15 protein-coding genes are annotated in these 15,354 nt (G+C 42.2%); 9 read left to right on the plus strand and 6 right to left on the minus strand.

Annotated features, from left to right (window positions below; translation table 11 throughout):
• Positions 1-21 precede the first annotated feature (21 nt).
• The 9 genes from rfaD to cysN all read left to right on the plus strand — a co-directional run bounded on the left by rfaD (position 22) and on the right by cysN (position 9,825).
• Entirely contained in the window at positions 22-963 is a 942-nt protein-coding gene (rfaD, locus tag R7Q39_RS07130; RefSeq protein ID WP_170893635.1) for an ADP-glyceromanno-heptose 6-epimerase, read from the plus strand.
• Between the two features lie 126 nt (positions 964-1,089).
• Entirely contained in the window at positions 1,090-2,076 is a 987-nt protein-coding gene (gene lpxM, locus R7Q39_RS07135; protein WP_171345971.1) for a lauroyl-Kdo(2)-lipid IV(A) myristoyltransferase, read from the plus strand.
• A complete protein-coding gene (locus tag R7Q39_RS07140) occupies positions 2,073-2,795 on the plus strand; it encodes a glycosyltransferase family 25 protein (protein ID WP_132936694.1) in 723 nt (240 codons plus the stop codon). The genes lpxM and R7Q39_RS07140 overlap by 4 nt, the downstream gene beginning before the upstream one ends.
• Entirely contained in the window at positions 2,792-3,847 is a 1,056-nt protein-coding gene (gene waaF / locus R7Q39_RS07145) for a lipopolysaccharide heptosyltransferase II (RefSeq protein WP_064368919.1), read from the plus strand. Before R7Q39_RS07140 ends, waaF begins: the two co-directional genes overlap by 4 nt.
• The gene (waaA, locus tag R7Q39_RS07150; protein ID WP_318075964.1) at positions 3,841-5,085 is read left to right on the plus strand and encodes a lipid IV(A) 3-deoxy-D-manno-octulosonic acid transferase; all 1,245 of its coding nucleotides are present in this window, start codon (positions 3,841-3,843) and stop codon (positions 5,083-5,085) included. The genes waaF and waaA overlap by 7 nt, the downstream gene beginning before the upstream one ends.
• Entirely contained in the window at positions 5,085-6,821 is a 1,737-nt protein-coding gene (locus R7Q39_RS07155; RefSeq protein ID WP_132936692.1) for an SLC13 family permease, read from the plus strand. Before waaA ends, R7Q39_RS07155 begins: the two co-directional genes overlap by 1 nt.
• Before the next feature lie 29 nt (positions 6,822-6,850).
• On the plus strand, positions 6,851-7,765 hold the full coding sequence (cysD, locus tag R7Q39_RS07160; RefSeq protein WP_049534422.1) for a sulfate adenylyltransferase subunit CysD: 915 nt from the start codon (positions 6,851-6,853) through the stop codon (positions 7,763-7,765).
• A 2-nt stretch (positions 7,766-7,767) separates the two neighbouring features.
• Positions 7,768-8,397, plus strand: coding sequence for an adenylyl-sulfate kinase (cysC, locus tag R7Q39_RS07165; RefSeq protein WP_132936690.1), 630 nt, complete (start codon positions 7,768-7,770; stop codon positions 8,395-8,397).
• A 12-nt stretch (positions 8,398-8,409) separates the two neighbouring features.
• On the plus strand, positions 8,410-9,825 hold the full coding sequence (gene cysN / locus R7Q39_RS07170) for a sulfate adenylyltransferase subunit CysN (protein WP_054576847.1): 1,416 nt from the start codon (positions 8,410-8,412) through the stop codon (positions 9,823-9,825).
• A 37-nt stretch (positions 9,826-9,862) separates the two neighbouring features.
• On the opposite strand, the gene R7Q39_RS07175 is transcribed toward cysN, so the two are convergent.
• Genes R7Q39_RS07175 through rfbB form a run of 6 tightly spaced genes read right to left on the minus strand, consistent with a single transcriptional unit; the run spans position 9,863 to position 15,279 of the window.
• Positions 9,863-10,738, minus strand: a complete 876-nt coding sequence (locus R7Q39_RS07175) for a glycosyltransferase family A protein (RefSeq protein ID WP_318075965.1) — start codon at positions 10,736-10,738, stop codon at positions 9,863-9,865.
• 12 nt (positions 10,739-10,750) lie between these two features.
• Positions 10,751-11,551 carry a sulfotransferase family protein gene (locus tag R7Q39_RS07180; RefSeq protein WP_170893631.1) on the minus strand — a complete coding sequence of 267 codons (801 nt, stop codon included), beginning with the start codon at positions 11,549-11,551 and terminating at the stop codon, positions 10,751-10,753.
• Positions 11,548-12,237, minus strand: a complete 690-nt coding sequence (locus tag R7Q39_RS07185; protein WP_170893630.1) for a WbqC family protein — start codon at positions 12,235-12,237, stop codon at positions 11,548-11,550. The genes R7Q39_RS07180 and R7Q39_RS07185 overlap by 4 nt, the downstream gene beginning before the upstream one ends.
• Positions 12,238-12,258: 21 nt before the next feature.
• Positions 12,259-13,341 (minus strand): DegT/DnrJ/EryC1/StrS family aminotransferase, encoded by a 1,083-nt coding sequence (locus R7Q39_RS07190; protein WP_170893629.1) that lies wholly within the window; start codon positions 13,339-13,341, stop codon positions 12,259-12,261.
• Complete coding sequence (gene rfbA / locus R7Q39_RS07195; RefSeq protein ID WP_054576842.1) at positions 13,331-14,215, minus strand: glucose-1-phosphate thymidylyltransferase RfbA; 885 nt, start codon at positions 14,213-14,215, stop codon at positions 13,331-13,333. Before rfbA ends, R7Q39_RS07190 begins: the two co-directional genes overlap by 11 nt.
• Positions 14,215-15,279 carry a dTDP-glucose 4,6-dehydratase gene (gene rfbB, locus R7Q39_RS07200; RefSeq protein ID WP_318075966.1) on the minus strand — a complete coding sequence of 355 codons (1,065 nt, stop codon included), beginning with the start codon at positions 15,277-15,279 and terminating at the stop codon, positions 14,215-14,217. The genes rfbA and rfbB overlap by 1 nt, the downstream gene beginning before the upstream one ends.
• Positions 15,280-15,354: the final 75 nt, after the last annotated feature.

A 15,354-nucleotide genomic window follows, 5' to 3' on the forward strand; every position in this document is an offset into this window, starting at 1 on the left:
TTAATCTATGGTGGAAGTTCTATGATCATCGTAACTGGTGGCGCTGGCATGATCGGCAGCAACATTGTTAAAGCACTAAACGAAGCTGGCATTAACGATATCCTGGTTGTCGACAACCTAAAAAATGGCAAAAAGTTTAAGAACTTAGTTGATCTGGACATCACAGATTACATGGATCGTGACGACTTTCTGACCCAAATTATGGCGGGCGATGATTTTGGTCCGATTGAGGCAATTTTCCACGAAGGTGCTTGCTCTGCAACGACTGAGTGGGATGGTAAGTACATGATGCTAAACAACTACGAGTACTCTAAAGAGCTGCTTCATTACTGTTTAGATCGCGAGATTCCATTCCTATACGCTTCTTCAGCAGCCACTTACGGCGATACCGATACTTTCGTTGAAGAACGCGAATACGAAGGCGCACTGAATGTATACGGTTACTCGAAACAGCAGTTTGATAACTACGTTCGTCGCCTATGGCAAGACGCTGAAGAACATGGTGAGACCCTTTCTCAAATCACCGGCTTCCGCTACTTCAACGTATATGGCCCACGTGAAGACCACAAAGGTAGCATGGCATCAGTTGCGTTCCACCTAAACAACCAACTTAACTCAGGTGAAAATCCTAAATTGTTTGCGGGCAGCGAATCATTCAAACGCGACTTCGTTTACGTTGGTGATGTATGTAAAGTAAACCTGTGGTTCTTAGAAAACGGCGTATCAGGCATTTTTAACTGTGGTACTGGCCGTGCTGAATCTTTTGAAGAGGTAGCAAAAGCAGTTATCAAGCATCATGGCAAAGGCCAAATTGAAACCATCCCATTCCCTGAGCACCTAAAAGGCGCTTACCAAGAGTTCACACAAGCGGATCTGACCAAACTGCGCACCGCAGGTTGTGATGTTGAATTCAAGACAGTTGCAGAAGGCGTTGCCGAATACTTAACTATCCAAAACAGTTAAGCACCACAAGGTGGTAGAACCATAACCTGCCACCTTTACTCAAGTGCAATAGCCTGTATCATTCCTAACTATCTTTTTCTCATTTAAACCACTTCGCCCGTACACGAGTAGGTAACTAGACACGCCATGACCATAAAACGTGATGACTTCGACCCTAAAGCATATAACCCTGAGTTTAAGCGCCACTTTCTGTCGCCTAAGTACTGGGGCACGTGGTTAGGTGTTCTCTTATTTTTACCATTATCATTAATGCCTCTGGGTTTACAAAAGTGGTTAGCGAAAACCATAGCCAAAAAACTGTGTAAATCCCACAAAGGTCCAGCTCACCGAGCGAGGGTTAACTTTGAGCTGTGTTTTCCGGAAAAGTCGTTCCAAGAACGTGAAACTTTGATAGAAAAAACACTCTACACAGCAGCCATGTTCTTTTTTCGCTTCGGGTTACTAAGTTTACGCTCACCAAAATGGCTTCAGAACCGTTGCCAAATTCGCGGCCTAGACATTTTACGACAGCACATTGATAACAACGAAAATGTGATTTTAATGGTTCCCCACTCTTGGGCAATTGATGTGCCTGCTATCTTGCTCGCGTCAATGGGAATGCCAGTTTCTGCAATGGCGAAGAAACAAAAGAATGATGTTGCTGACTGGCTAATGCACAAGCAAAGAGTCCAATACGGTGGCCGTGTTTATGAACGCTCAGGTGGCATTAAGCCTTTCCTGAAATCCATTCGAGATGGCTATGTAGGGTATTACCTACCCGATCAAGATCACGGCCCAGAGCATAGTGTGTTTGTGGATTTTTTTGCAACACGTAAAGCAACGCTACCTGGTTTAGGCAAAATTGCGAAACTATCACGCTCAAAAGTACTACCTCTATTTGCGTCGATGAACACTGAAGATGGTACGTTTGATATTGAGATTTTACCAGCGTTTGAGCTGGATAAAGGCGAAGAGCAAGACGCTCGTACCTGTAATGAAGCCATTGAATATTTTGTCGGTGATAAACCCGAACAATATATGTGGGTACTACAGTTGCTGCACTCTCAAGAAGACGGCAATAACTATTACAATTTGTTTAAACCAAGATATAACAGCGACTGGAAAGTGCAGTGAAAGTATTTGTCGTAAGCTTGGCTCGATCGCTAGATCGCCGAGAACGTATTGAAGAAAAGTTAAAACAACAAGGCATTACGTTTGAATTTTTTGATGCAATAGATGGCTCTGTTGACCGTTTTCTTCATTCAGAAAAAAGTCGTCCTACCATTACTCTACGCCGCAAAGGGTATCAATTAAAAACCAGTGAAGTCGCCTGTTTTGCAAGCCATTACGAGTTGTGGGTTCGCTGTGTTGAGCTTAATGAACCGATCGTCATCTTAGAAGACAACGTCGACCCCGTCGAAGGGCTGAAGCAAGTACTCGAACATACCCTTCCATTGACTTCTAATTATGACTACATCAAGTTGTCTGCCACTCAGAAGCGTGTATTCACCCCAATCGTACCTATTGATGATAATCATATGCTAGGGGGATACTCAGCAGGCACTTGTGGTACCACCGCTTATATCGTCACACCTAAAGCAGCCTCAAAGTTTGTTATGCATGCTCAAGAGTTTATTGAACCAGTCGATGACTACATGGAAAAACCATGGAGACATGGTGTTCAAGTTTACAGCGTGTCTCCAGATCTCTTTACTAGAGCAGAGATTGCTTCGACGATTGGTGGTAAAAGAAAAGATAAATCCAAAATGACTCTTGCGAATAAAATATACGCTGAACTTTTTAGAACTTATGAGTCAATTTTGAAATTCCTATACTGGAAAAACAAAGCATGAAGATTTTAGTCATTGGCCCGGCATGGGTCGGCGATATGGTAATGTCGCAATCGTTATATATCGTATTAAAGCAACGCCATCCAGATAGCCAAATTGACGTTATCGCTCCAGGATGGTGTAAACCGATTCTTGATCGTATGCCAGAAATCCACCAAGCGATTGAAATGCCTATCGGTCATGGTGAGTTTAACTTATTAGGCCGCAGGGAAATTGGTAAATCATTACGTGAAAAGCAATATGACCACGCCTATATCTTGCCTAAATCAGCGAAATCAGCACTGATCCCATGGTTTGCCAACATTCCTCTTCGTACTGGCTGGAAAGGAGAAATGCGCTATGGTTTATTGAATGACTTACGCCCTAACATGAAGTCTTTTCAGTACATGGTAGAGCGCTATGTAGCGTTAGCTTATCCAAAAGCAGAAATGGTGGATTCTAACTCTCTTGGCGGGCTTGAAACTTTACCTCGCCCACGCCTTGCAATCAACGAAGCAGAGCAACAAGCCACGCTCAAAAAGTTCAACTTAACGCAAGACCAACCAATTATTGGACTGTGCCCAGGAGCAGAGTTTGGTCCTGCCAAAAAATGGCCCGAAACACACTACGCTGAAGTTGCGACGCAAATGGCTCGTTCTGGGCATCAAATCTGGTTGTTTGGTTCTCAAAAGGACTTAGAGACTTGTAACAATATTCGCGCACTTGTTCCGACGCAATTCCATGAGGACATTCACGTTCTAGCAGGCCAAACCAGCTTAATTGAAGCGGTCGACTTACTTGCTGCATGTAAGACTGTTGTCGCGAATGACTCAGGCTTAATGCATGTGGCAGCTGCGGTTGGTTGTAATGTTGTTGCCGTGTATGGCTCAACTTCACCGAAGTACACCCCCCCACTCGCAGAAAAAGTGGAGATTGTTCATACCGATATTGATTGTCGCCCTTGTTTCCAGCGTGAATGTCAATACAAACACCTTAAGTGTTTGACAGAACTTTCGCCTAAGCAAGTGCTAGATAGCATCCAAAAACTTGACGCCATTACGATAAGCTCATGTTAGTTCGTATTGTTTATACCATACTACTCGCTCTAGCGTCACCGCTGCTTTTATTTGGTTTGTACAAGAGCAAACCAAATAAGCCTAAGTTCGGCTCTCGCTGGAAAGAGCACTTTGGTATCACTCCCAAGCTAAAAAGCAACGACAAACCTATTTGGATACATGCCGTATCTGTTGGTGAAAGCATAGCAGCAACACCTTTAATTAAAGCCCTTAAGGAACAAAACCCCGAACAATCTATTCTAGTTACAACAACAACAAGTACCGGAGCTGAACAGATTGCTAAGTTGGGTGATTTAATTGAACACCGCTATATGCCAATTGACTTTGGGTTTGCTATCAAAGGTTTTCTTAAAGCAGTACAACCAAAACAAATGTTGATCATTGAGACTGAGCTGTGGCCAAACACGCTTCACCATGTTTACAAAGCGGGTATCCCTATAACAGTCGTGAATGCTCGCCTATCTGAAAAATCGTGTCAGAACTACGCCAAAATACAGCGGCTTTTTAACCAGCTTCATCCATGCCTAACTCAAGTACTCTGCCAAACGGATTCAGATGCAGAGCGCTTCGAACGCTTAGGCGTTGAGAAAAAGAAACTATCCGTTACTGGCTCGATTAAGTTCGATATTCAAATATCAGAGCAAGTGAAACAGCAAGGACAGCAGCTTCGAGCCCGGCTTGGAAAGGATCGTCCAATTTGGATTGCAGCTAGCACCCACAAAGGCGAGGACGAACAGGTATTAGATGCACATAGACAAGTTTTAAAATCTCATCCAAATGCATTACTTATTTTGGTTCCTCGCCATCCGGAACGATTTGATGATGTGTTTGCGCTTTGCCAAAATTCCGGCTTCAATAGCACCAGAAGAACCAATGCTGCAATAGTTAACGCCGATACACAGGTATACCTTGCTGATACTATGGGTGAAATGCTGATTCTCCTTGGTGCCAGTGATGTTTGCTTTATGGCTGGGAGTTTGCTTGGGGATAAAGTTGGTGGACATAATGTGCTTGAACCAGTCGCACTCAACGTTCCAGTGATATCAGGCCCTAGTTACTTCAACTTCAAAGCTATTGTAGAAGACATGATTGCTCTGAATATTATAGACATTACCGATAAAACTCAGCTAGCGAGTAAAGTACTAGAGCGCTTTCAACATAGTAACTCTCAGCAAATGAGTGATTTTATTCAAGGCTATTTAAACTCGACTCAAAAAACAATTGAAGCAATTAAATAATGTCACAGACCCATTCAGCCTACTTTGTCATTACCGTTTTTGTGATTGCAATAATTGCCCTTGTCACAAGGTATCAAAACAAACCTGAAAAGGTTTTTGGAGTAGTTTTGCTTGTTTTATATAGCAGCAGATCCGTATCGACAGAGCAACTCATTAGCAGTATTGCCAATCCTGGCGTACTTACGCTGGTACTACTTATCATCTGCTCGCTAGCTTTAGAAAAGACCTCACTACTTCGTAGAATCTCGCAATTAGTCATCAAACCTAGCTATAAATCTACCTGGGTTCGACTGTTCTCGATAACCACATTGTCTTCAGCATTTCTAAACAACACAGCGGTGGTCTCCACCATGATCGCCCCAATACGTGCCAATACCCTTCACCCAGCCAGCAAACTGCTACTTCCCCTATCTTTTGCTGCCATCCTTGGCGGAACACTAACGCTGATCGGCACTTCGACGAATTTAATCGTCAATAGTATGGTGCTCGATGCTGGGCTACCTAGTCTCTCCTTTTTTGATTTTTCACTTGTTGGCGGCATTGCTGTACTTGGGTGCGGGCTCACCCTGTTTTTACTTAGCCATTGGCTACCTAGCAACATTGAACGAGCAGATACTCAAGCTCAATATTTCATTGATGCTGAGGTAGAACCAAACTCCCCACTTATCGGTAAAACTATTCAGCGCAACGGGCTGAGAAATCTAAACTCTCTGTTTTTAGTCGAGATTCATCGCCAAGGAAGAACTATTTCACCAGTATCACCACATGAGTTAATAGAGGAAAATGATCGCCTATTATTCTGTGGAGAGATTAGAAAAGTAACTCAATTGAATCAATTCACGGGCTTATCACTCTTTGCTCATAAAGGCGAAAGGCTAAGTCATGATCTCAAAGAGGTCGTATTACGCCCTGAAAGTGCTTTAGTAAATAAGACCCTAAAACAAATTGGCTTTCGCGCTATGTTCAACGCTGCAGTGGTCGCGATCCGACGCGATGGTCACACGGTTTCCGGAAAGCTCGGTGAAGTTACCTTAAGAGCTGGCGACTATCTGGTACTCGCTGTAGGTGATGACTATCACCAGCGAAATAACATCGCTAAAAACTTTATACAGCTCCAAGCGCTAAAAGCCGATAGGCTACTCAAAGGACCGCAAGAAATTATCGCTGTTCTTGGCTTTTTTAGTGCTATCGCTCTTGCAGCTATGAAGATAGCTCCACTGCTGCACAACCTGATCTTGTTGCTTGGTGTTCTACTATTAACTGGAGCACTGAAAACGAATGAAATTATACGAAGGCTACCAGTCCAGATATGGCTAGTAATTTCATCTGCACTTTTGCTGTCTCAGGCATTAGATAATAGTACAGCAGTCGACCTCCTGCGGAGCGCAATGACAGAACAAGCTGAATTTATGAGCCCATTGTCAGGGCTTATCATGGTTTACTTGGTCACTTTATTGCTAACGGAGTTGGTCACCAACAATGCGGCGGCGGCCTTAGTCTTCCCCGTTGCTTATGCCCTTGCGACGAGTCTAGATGCAAATCTTCACAGCTATATTTTAGCTGTCGCGTTCGGCGCAAGTGCAAGCTTTATTAGCCCATATGGATACCAAACCAACTTAATGGTTTACAATGCAGGTCAGTACTGTATCAAGGATTATATAAAGATTGGGGTGCCGATGAGTATTACGTATAGCGGTTTAGTATTAACGGCTATCACAACTATCTATGGCGTTTAACTCCCTCATCAAATCAAAGAGAGACCGGAATGAAACTTTCTCCACAACGAATGACTCACCTTAAGCAGCTTGAGGCAGAATCTATCCATATTATGCGTGAGGTAGCTGCCGAGTTTGATAACCCAGTGATGCTTTACTCTGTTGGTAAAGACTCTTCAGTGATGCTACACCTTGCGCAGAAAGCCTTTGCGCCTGGCATTCCCCCGTTTCCCCTTATGCATGTTGATACCACATGGAAATTCAAAGAAATGATTGAGTTTCGTGACTACATGGCGAAAAAGCTTGGTATGAAGCTGATTGTGCACCAAAATCCAGAAGGGCTTGCGATGAACATCAGCCCATTTGTGCATGGCAGCTCAAAACATACTGATATCATGAAGACACAAGGCCTAAAACAAGCCTTAGATAATCATGGCTTTGATGCTGCTTTTGGTGGTGCTCGTCGTGACGAAGAAAAGTCTCGCGCGAAAGAGCGTGTTTACTCTTTCCGTGATGAACATCACCGCTGGGATCCTAAAAATCAACGCCCTGAGCTTTGGAATATCTACAACGGCAAAGTAAACCAAGGCGAGAGCATTCGCGTATTCCCTCTTTCTAACTGGACTGAGCTGGATATCTGGCAATATATCTACCTAGAGAGCATCGAGATTCCAAGCCTGTACTTTGCAAAAGAGCGTCCCGTCGTTGAGCGTGACGGTATGTTGATCATGAAAGATGATGATCGCATGGAGCTTCGTGAAGGGGAGACGGTAGAACAACGCATGGTTCGCTTCCGTACACTAGGCTGCTACCCATTAACGGGAGCGGTTGAATCTCAAGCAACAACGCTACCAGAGATCATTCAAGAGATGCTGCTTACAACCACTTCTGAGCGCCAAGGCCGTGCCATTGACCACGATAGCTCTGGCTCCATGGAGAAAAAGAAACGTGAGGGTTACTTCTAACTATGACCTCGCCGTATCAAAAGAAGCACAATGAGTCTGTGAGTGACGATGTGGTTTGGCATAACACCAGCGTAACTCATGAAGATCGTGTTGCGCTTAAGCAGCAAAAGCCTGTTGTACTTTGGTTTACCGGACTTAGTGGCTCAGGAAAATCGACCGTCGCTAACGCGGTAGAAAGCAAGCTATTAGCGTTAGGTAAACATAGTTACCTTCTTGATGGTGACAATGTGCGCCACGGTCTAAACAAAGATCTTGGCTTTAGTGATCTAGACCGTATTGAGAACATTCGCCGCATTGGCGAGGTGGCTAAACTATTTGTCGATGCCGGGAACATTGTTCTGACCGCGTTTATTTCGCCATTTATCTCAGATAGAAAGCAAGTGCGCCAGTTAATGCAGCAAGGCGAGTTTTTAGAGGTGTTTGTTGATACTCCACTCGCAATCTGCGAGCAAAGAGATCCTAAAGGCCTGTATAAAAAGGCACGCGCAGGTGAGATTAAACACTTCACTGGCATCGACTCTGAGTACCAAGCGCCTATATCTCCAGAAATTCACATCAAGACAGCTGAGCTGTCTGTCGAAGCGTGTGCCGACCAAGTGATTCAAGCGCTCACTGAAAAAGAATACATTTAAAAGGAAGTCATTATGTCTCATAGCTCTGAGCTTATCGCTAAAGACATTGAAGCGTACCTAAACGTACATGAAAACAAAGACCTACTTCGTTTCTTAACTTGTGGTAACGTTGATGACGGCAAATCTACACTGATTGGTCGCCTACTATACGACAGCAAGCTGATTTATGAAGATCAAATGGCTGCGATCGAAAAAGATTCTCAAAAGTTCAATACGACAGATGAAGCGTTCGACTTAGCACTACTAGTCGACGGTCTACAGTCCGAGCGTGAACAAGGCATCACGATTGATGTTGCCTACCGCTACTTCTCAACCGACAAGCGTAAATTCATCATCGCCGACACTCCAGGACATGAACAGTACACTCGTAATATGGTTACGGGTGCTTCTACCTGTGATCTTGCGATTGTAATGGTTGATGCTCGCCACGGTATCCAGACGCAAACACGTCGTCATAGCTATATCTGTAGTCTACTTGGAATTCAGCACGTTATCGTTGCCGTTAACAAAATGGATCTGATGGACTACAGCCAAGAGGTGTATCAGAAAATCAAAGCCGATTACCGAGATATGGCAAAGAACTTCAACATCAAGGATATCCGCTTTGTGCCAATCTCTGCTCTAAAAGGCGACAATGTTGTCACTCCAAGTGAGAACATGGATTGGTACCCTGGCGCTACATTAATGAAGCTGCTTGAAACAGTTAAGATTAACCAAGACATCAACACTGAAGTCATGCGCTTCCCAGTGCAATATGTCAATCGCCCAAACCTAAACTTCCGTGGTTTTTGTGGCACCCTTGCTTCAGGCATTGTACAGGTTGGTGATGAGGTTACTGCTCTTCCATCGAACAAAGTTTCTCGCATCAAATCTATCTTTACCTTCGATGGTGAGCTAAAAGAAGCAATGCCGGGTCAAGCCATCACCCTAACGCTTGAAGATGAAATCGATGTGTCACGCGGCGATATGCTTGTCCATTCCAACAACATTCCGGAGGTTGTAGACGCTTACCAAGCTCATATCGTTTGGATGGATGAATCCCCGATGCAAACGCATAAAGAATACCTATTCAAATTTGCGACTAAAACCTGTACAGGTAAGGTTTCTCAAATTGAGCATAAGGTTGATGTCAATACACTTAAGCAGCATGATCATAAAAATACGCGCCTTGAGTTAAACGAGATTGCACTCGCCTCAATAAAGCTTACCGATAAAGTTGCAATGGATGTTTATCAGCAGCTACCTCAAACTGGCGCTTTTATCATTATTGACCGCATTAGTAACGTGACTGTCGGCGCGGGTATGGTGTCATCGATACAATTAAACCATACTGAAGAACCAGCTCGTGTTTACTCAGAAGCAGAGAAAGAGCTCAATGCTTATGTATGTAAGCACTTCCCAGAGTGGGGCTGTGTAAAAATAAACTAAATAAATAGGTGAGCCATAAACATATCGCTCACCTATTTTATTGGGAAGGGTTAGAGAATATTAGATTTCTGATCCTCTCCTTTATCGCCTTCCTTTGAGATTTTCGCGCTCTCTGTTTATATTTTCTTATTCGATTGTTAAATGACTTTAAGTTCACTCCATCCAAGTCTTGTTTTAGTGACTCCAAACTATTGGCCATTGCTAACAAAAAGTCTCTCTGATTTTCGTGAGAGGACGAGGATATCCTTGTTGAAAAAGAATCTTTTTGATTAATTCTATATACAGACATTGGTTCAGGTAAGTAGACTCCGCCTCCCTTTACAGAAGACATAATCTGCATAAAATAGTCCCCACATGGCATTAATTTAATAGTGCTTGATGAAGCTAGGGATAAAGCAGACTTACGGATAAATAAAGATGCTGTTGGGCAGTAATCACCATCTCCTAGTATAACTTCATCAGTAGAAACGTAATGGGTTCCCTCAAAATGATTTGAGACTAGCTCTCTATTGCCTTCTGGGTCCTCTGAGTATGCTGGGTGAAAGCAAAGGTCTATATTTGGGTTCCCCTCTAAAGCATCAAATTGTTTCTGTAGCTTTGTATTATCTATCCAATAGTCATCACCTTCGCAAAAAGCTAAGTACTCTCCTTTAGCCTTTGGTGATAAGTGTGACAATGCTAGAGTTCGGATGCCTTTAGAGTAAAGATTTTCATCAGTATACATTCGAACTATGTTCGAATGCTTTTCACATATCTCATCAATAATTTCTCTACTATTGTCCGTAGAGAGATCATCATAAACAATAACTTCAAATTCGAAATCACAGAACTGGTTGAGAAAGCTACTAATTGTTTTTTCAATATATTTAGAGTGATTATAACAAACACAAAGAATTGAAACTTTAACAGACATATTATTACCGACCTACAAGTAGTGTTCCAACTTACTCTCTTTAACAAAATCCTCTATACGACTTACAATGTCTGCATCAAGGCTATTTTGCCAGCTTATGTCTTTATCCTTGTTTTTGAATACAGAGTAGGTAGTATCAACCTTCTTTTTTGATATAAGAAATGACTTAGTTTGTGAGGTAAGCTCTAGCCCTAGAAAATCGAATATATCTTCAACTTGTTCTAGAGGGTCTTCTAGTAGCGCACTATAGTGCACGAGTTTAAAGTTATCTGGATACAGCTGAGAAAGTTTTTCAAATAACTTTGTAGTCTCCACCCACTTAGACAGACCAAAATATTCTTCTTTTTTCTCTAAGTTTTTCTTGCCTGCATAGATCAACTCTTCTTCCAAAAGCCAGCCTAAATCGGATCTAAATTCTCGCTTTGCATTATACCAACTGCTAATTACAGCTCTCGGGTCTCTAACCAAGCCTAAAACCTTTACATCAGGGCACTTTTTGATCATATTCTCTATAATATGATGGTATCTAACTTCCTTATATACGATAGTACCCAAATGATTGTTCTTTTCGAATATAGGCTTACGACCTTCCTTTCGTTCAGCATCTTGACGAATAAAAGAAGAGTTGGTTTGTGCAATGTTATTAAAAAATGCATCGATATCATCTTTTTTAGAATTTTCATCTAGAAATGATTTAAACTCGTAGGAAAAAAGCGGCTGATATAGATAGTTAACATCAGGAGAGCTATTAATAATCTCACCTAACCAAGATGAACCGGATCTTGGCACAGAATGAATTGCAAATCTTTTCATATTAAATAATCCATCAACTGGGTCTTAGGTACATTAAAAATCATATCAAGTATTGAAAGTCCTGGCTCAAAATCACTTGTCTGAGTATGCGTATATGGTTTTAATGATACATTTAGGAATTCTAGAGTTAAGCCTTGAGATCGAAAGTTCGATTCACTGTATAAATCCCGCCCTCCAGGAGGATTGATATAAGTGTCACCAGCTAATTTAACACAAGTATCTATAACTCTATCTTGTCCTTTAAGATTTTTATTATTCAGACTCGATGAAATTATAATTTCAGTATCAATATCTAAATAAGATTTTATTTTTTCTATAGAGTTTAGAATGAAAAGAAATAGATTATCTTCTTCATCCAACAAAATATCACTAAAAATCTGATATCCTTCATCAAAATTTGGTGACTTTCGATAAGACTCTCTAATCTTATTTAATAGTTTAGTTCTTTCTTTCAAGAATGTTGGAGATATAAAACGCTCTCTAACATCAAGGTAATCAGAGTCTTTCTTAATAGGAATGGTAAAAGTCTCTACTTTCCCTGAAGCACTTAAGTAACGATTACGATTTATCCACCCTTTCTTGGTGTACTGAATATCATCATAAACAATAAATTTATCTACAGAAGCCAAGAGCTGCCAGTAGCCAATATATGGTAAAAAATAAGGCTGCATAATAGCAATTTTCATACTATAAGAACTCTCACATGGTTAATTTAATATCAATTCTATAACTTTACATACTGCTTCAACATCATTTGAAGACATACTGGCATGTAGCGGTAGACAAATAATTCCTTTTGATATCTGCTGACTTATAGGGCATCCAAAGCTCAGATTATCAGGGTAAGCAACATCTAAAGATGGTGTAAAATATCGTCGATGTTCAATATCATGCTCAGACAAAGCATCAAGTAGTCTTTCCTGCTTGTCTTTATCTCTAACGAAAATTGGCATGTAAGCACCGTTATACGACGCTTCGGGTAGCCAAAGAGGTAATTCAACATAAGGTTCTAAAAGCGTCCGGTACAAACTAAACAGGTTGGATCGATGCTCAATTACCTCTTCAATCTGATCAAGTAGTGTTAATCCTACTGCGCATTGGTACTCATTCAACTTTGCATTAATACCTGGCTCGCCTAATTGTCCATTCGCTTGAAGACCAAAGTTAATGAACTCTTTCGCACGTAAATAATCTTCATGCCGCTTGAATACAATTGCACCACCTTCGACTGTATGGAATATCTTAGTGGCATGAAAACTCAATGTACTAGCATCGCCAAAGTTTAAGAGAGACTCCTGACCAACCTTAACTCCAAATGCATGAGCAGCGTCGTATAGAACTTTGACCTTATATTGCTCTGCAATTTCTTTGAAACTCTCAACTTCACAAGGATTTCCATATACATGTGTTGCAACAACACCATCTACTTGAGAATTTGCTTCAAGAGCTGCTTTCAAAGCATCTGGAGATAAGTTATAAGATTTTGAATCGATATCGCAATAGCTCACATCAATACCTTGCCACATCAACGCTGATGAAGTTGCAACAAAGCTAAATGGTGTAGAGATCGCGGATTCAATTCCTAAAACTTTACATGCCACCTGAAGTGCCAGCGTACCATTAGAAACTAACAATAAGTTTTTAACACCCAAAAACGTTTCAAGTCGTCTAGTAAGCTTTTCATGCAATGGCCCAAAGTTAGTATACCAACCACTCTCATTTACTTGAGATAAATAGTTAGAAAGCTTAGTTAAGTCTGGGGCTAATGGGCTGTTAAGTTTAATTGTCATCTTCGCTCACAATGCTTGATAGGTAGATACCATAATTGTTCTTCTTAAGGGCATCAGCTGCCGCCATTAACTTCTGTTTGCTAATCCAACCATTGTTAAAGGCAATTTCTTCCAAACATGCAATCTTATAACCTTGTCGTTTCTCTATCGTCGAAACAAATTGAGCAGCTTCGAGCAAGCTTTCGTAAGTACCTGTGTCTAACCAGGCAAAACCACGCCCTAACATTTCAACATTGAGCTCGTTTGCTGTTAGGTACATTTGATTTAATGTGGTAATTTCCAGCTCACCTCGCTCTGATGGTTCGACTTGCTTAGCTCTACTCACGACTTGGTTGTCAAAGAAATACAGCCCCGTCACAGCATAGTGGCTCTTTGGCTTAGCTGGTTTTTCTTCAATAGAGATAGCTTTTCTGTCGGCGTCAAACTCAACCACACCAAATCGCTCAGGGTCTTTCACTTGGTAGCCAAACACCGTAGCCCCATTGCCACTCTCTGCCGTCTCAACCGCTTTCTTTAACTTTGGAGTGAACCCTTGCCCATAAAAGATGTTGTCACCCAGCACCAAACATACTGAGTCATCGCCAATGAATTCTTCACCAATGATGAAGGCTTGAGCTAAGCCGTCTGGGCTTGGTTGAATCGCGTATTGCAACTCAATGCCAAACTCTGAGCCATCACCCAATAGGCGCTGAAATCCTTCCTGGTCTTCTGGCGTGGTGATGATCAAGATTTCACGAATACCAGCTAGCATGAGTACCGACAACGGGTAGTAAATCATTGGTTTGTCATAAACCGGCAGTAACTGCTTAGAGACACCGCGTGTAATAGGGTAAAGGCGAGTGCCCGAGCCACCTGCTAAAATAATGCCTTTCATTATTCGCCCGCTCCTAATCGCTCTAAACTGTATGAACCATCAAGCACGCGTTGCCACCATTGCTGATTATTGAGGTACCATTCCACGGTTTTGCGAATACCGCTTTCAAACGTTTCTTCTGGCGTCCAGCCAAGCTCTTGAGCAATCTTGGTGGCATCAATTGCGTAACGCACATCATGACCTGGGCGATCTTTCACATACGTGATCAAAGATTCATAAGACTCAACACCTGCAGGTTTGTTTGGTCGCAGCTCTTCAAGCAAAGCACAAATGGTTTTCACCACTTCGATGTTGGCTTTTTCGTTATGGCCACCAATGTTGTAGGTTTCACCGACTTCACCTTCGTTGACCACTTTGTACAGCGCGCGAGCATGGTCTTCCACAAACAGCCAATCTCGGATCTGCATACCATCACCATACACAGGCAACGGCTTGCCATCGAGGGCATTTAAAATCATCAGAGGGATCAACTTCTCTGGGAAGTGGTACGGGCCATAGTTGTTGGAGCAATTAGTGATAAGTGTTGGTAAGCCATAAGTACGTTGCCAAGCGCGAACCAGGTGATCGCTCGAAGCTTTAGATGCAGAATATGGGCTGCTCGGCGCGTATGAGGTGGTTTCGGTGAACAAATCGTCCGTACCCTCTAAATCGCCATACACTTCATCCGTAGAAATATGATGAAAACGGAATGCCGATTGGCGCGCTTCATCTAAGCCCGACCAATATTGACGAGCCGCTTCAAGCAAATGGTAAGTGCCCATCACGTTGGTCTCAATAAAAGCAGCAGGACCATCAATAGAGCGATCGACATGAGACTCGGCGGCCAAATGCATCACCCTATCGGGTTGATGCTCTGAAAACACGCGATCTAGTTCAGCTCGGTCACAGATATCCACTTGCTCGAAGTGGTAACGTTCACTCTCTGAGACATCAACCAGTGATTCTAGATTCCCTGCGTAGGTCAGTTTATCTAAATTGATAACGGTATCTTGGGTGTCACGAATGATATGTCGGACAACGGCTGACCCAATGAAGCCAGCTCCACCGGTTACTAATATTTTCATTACAAATGTTACCTACGTTAATTTTTGTGCCATCAGATACACATGAATACTTTATGATTATTGTAGTTTATAGAC

It is taken from the genome of Vibrio sp. 947 (assembly GCF_033339115.1).
In the GTDB taxonomy this organism is placed as follows: domain Bacteria; phylum Pseudomonadota; class Gammaproteobacteria; order Enterobacterales; family Vibrionaceae; genus Vibrio; species Vibrio alginolyticus.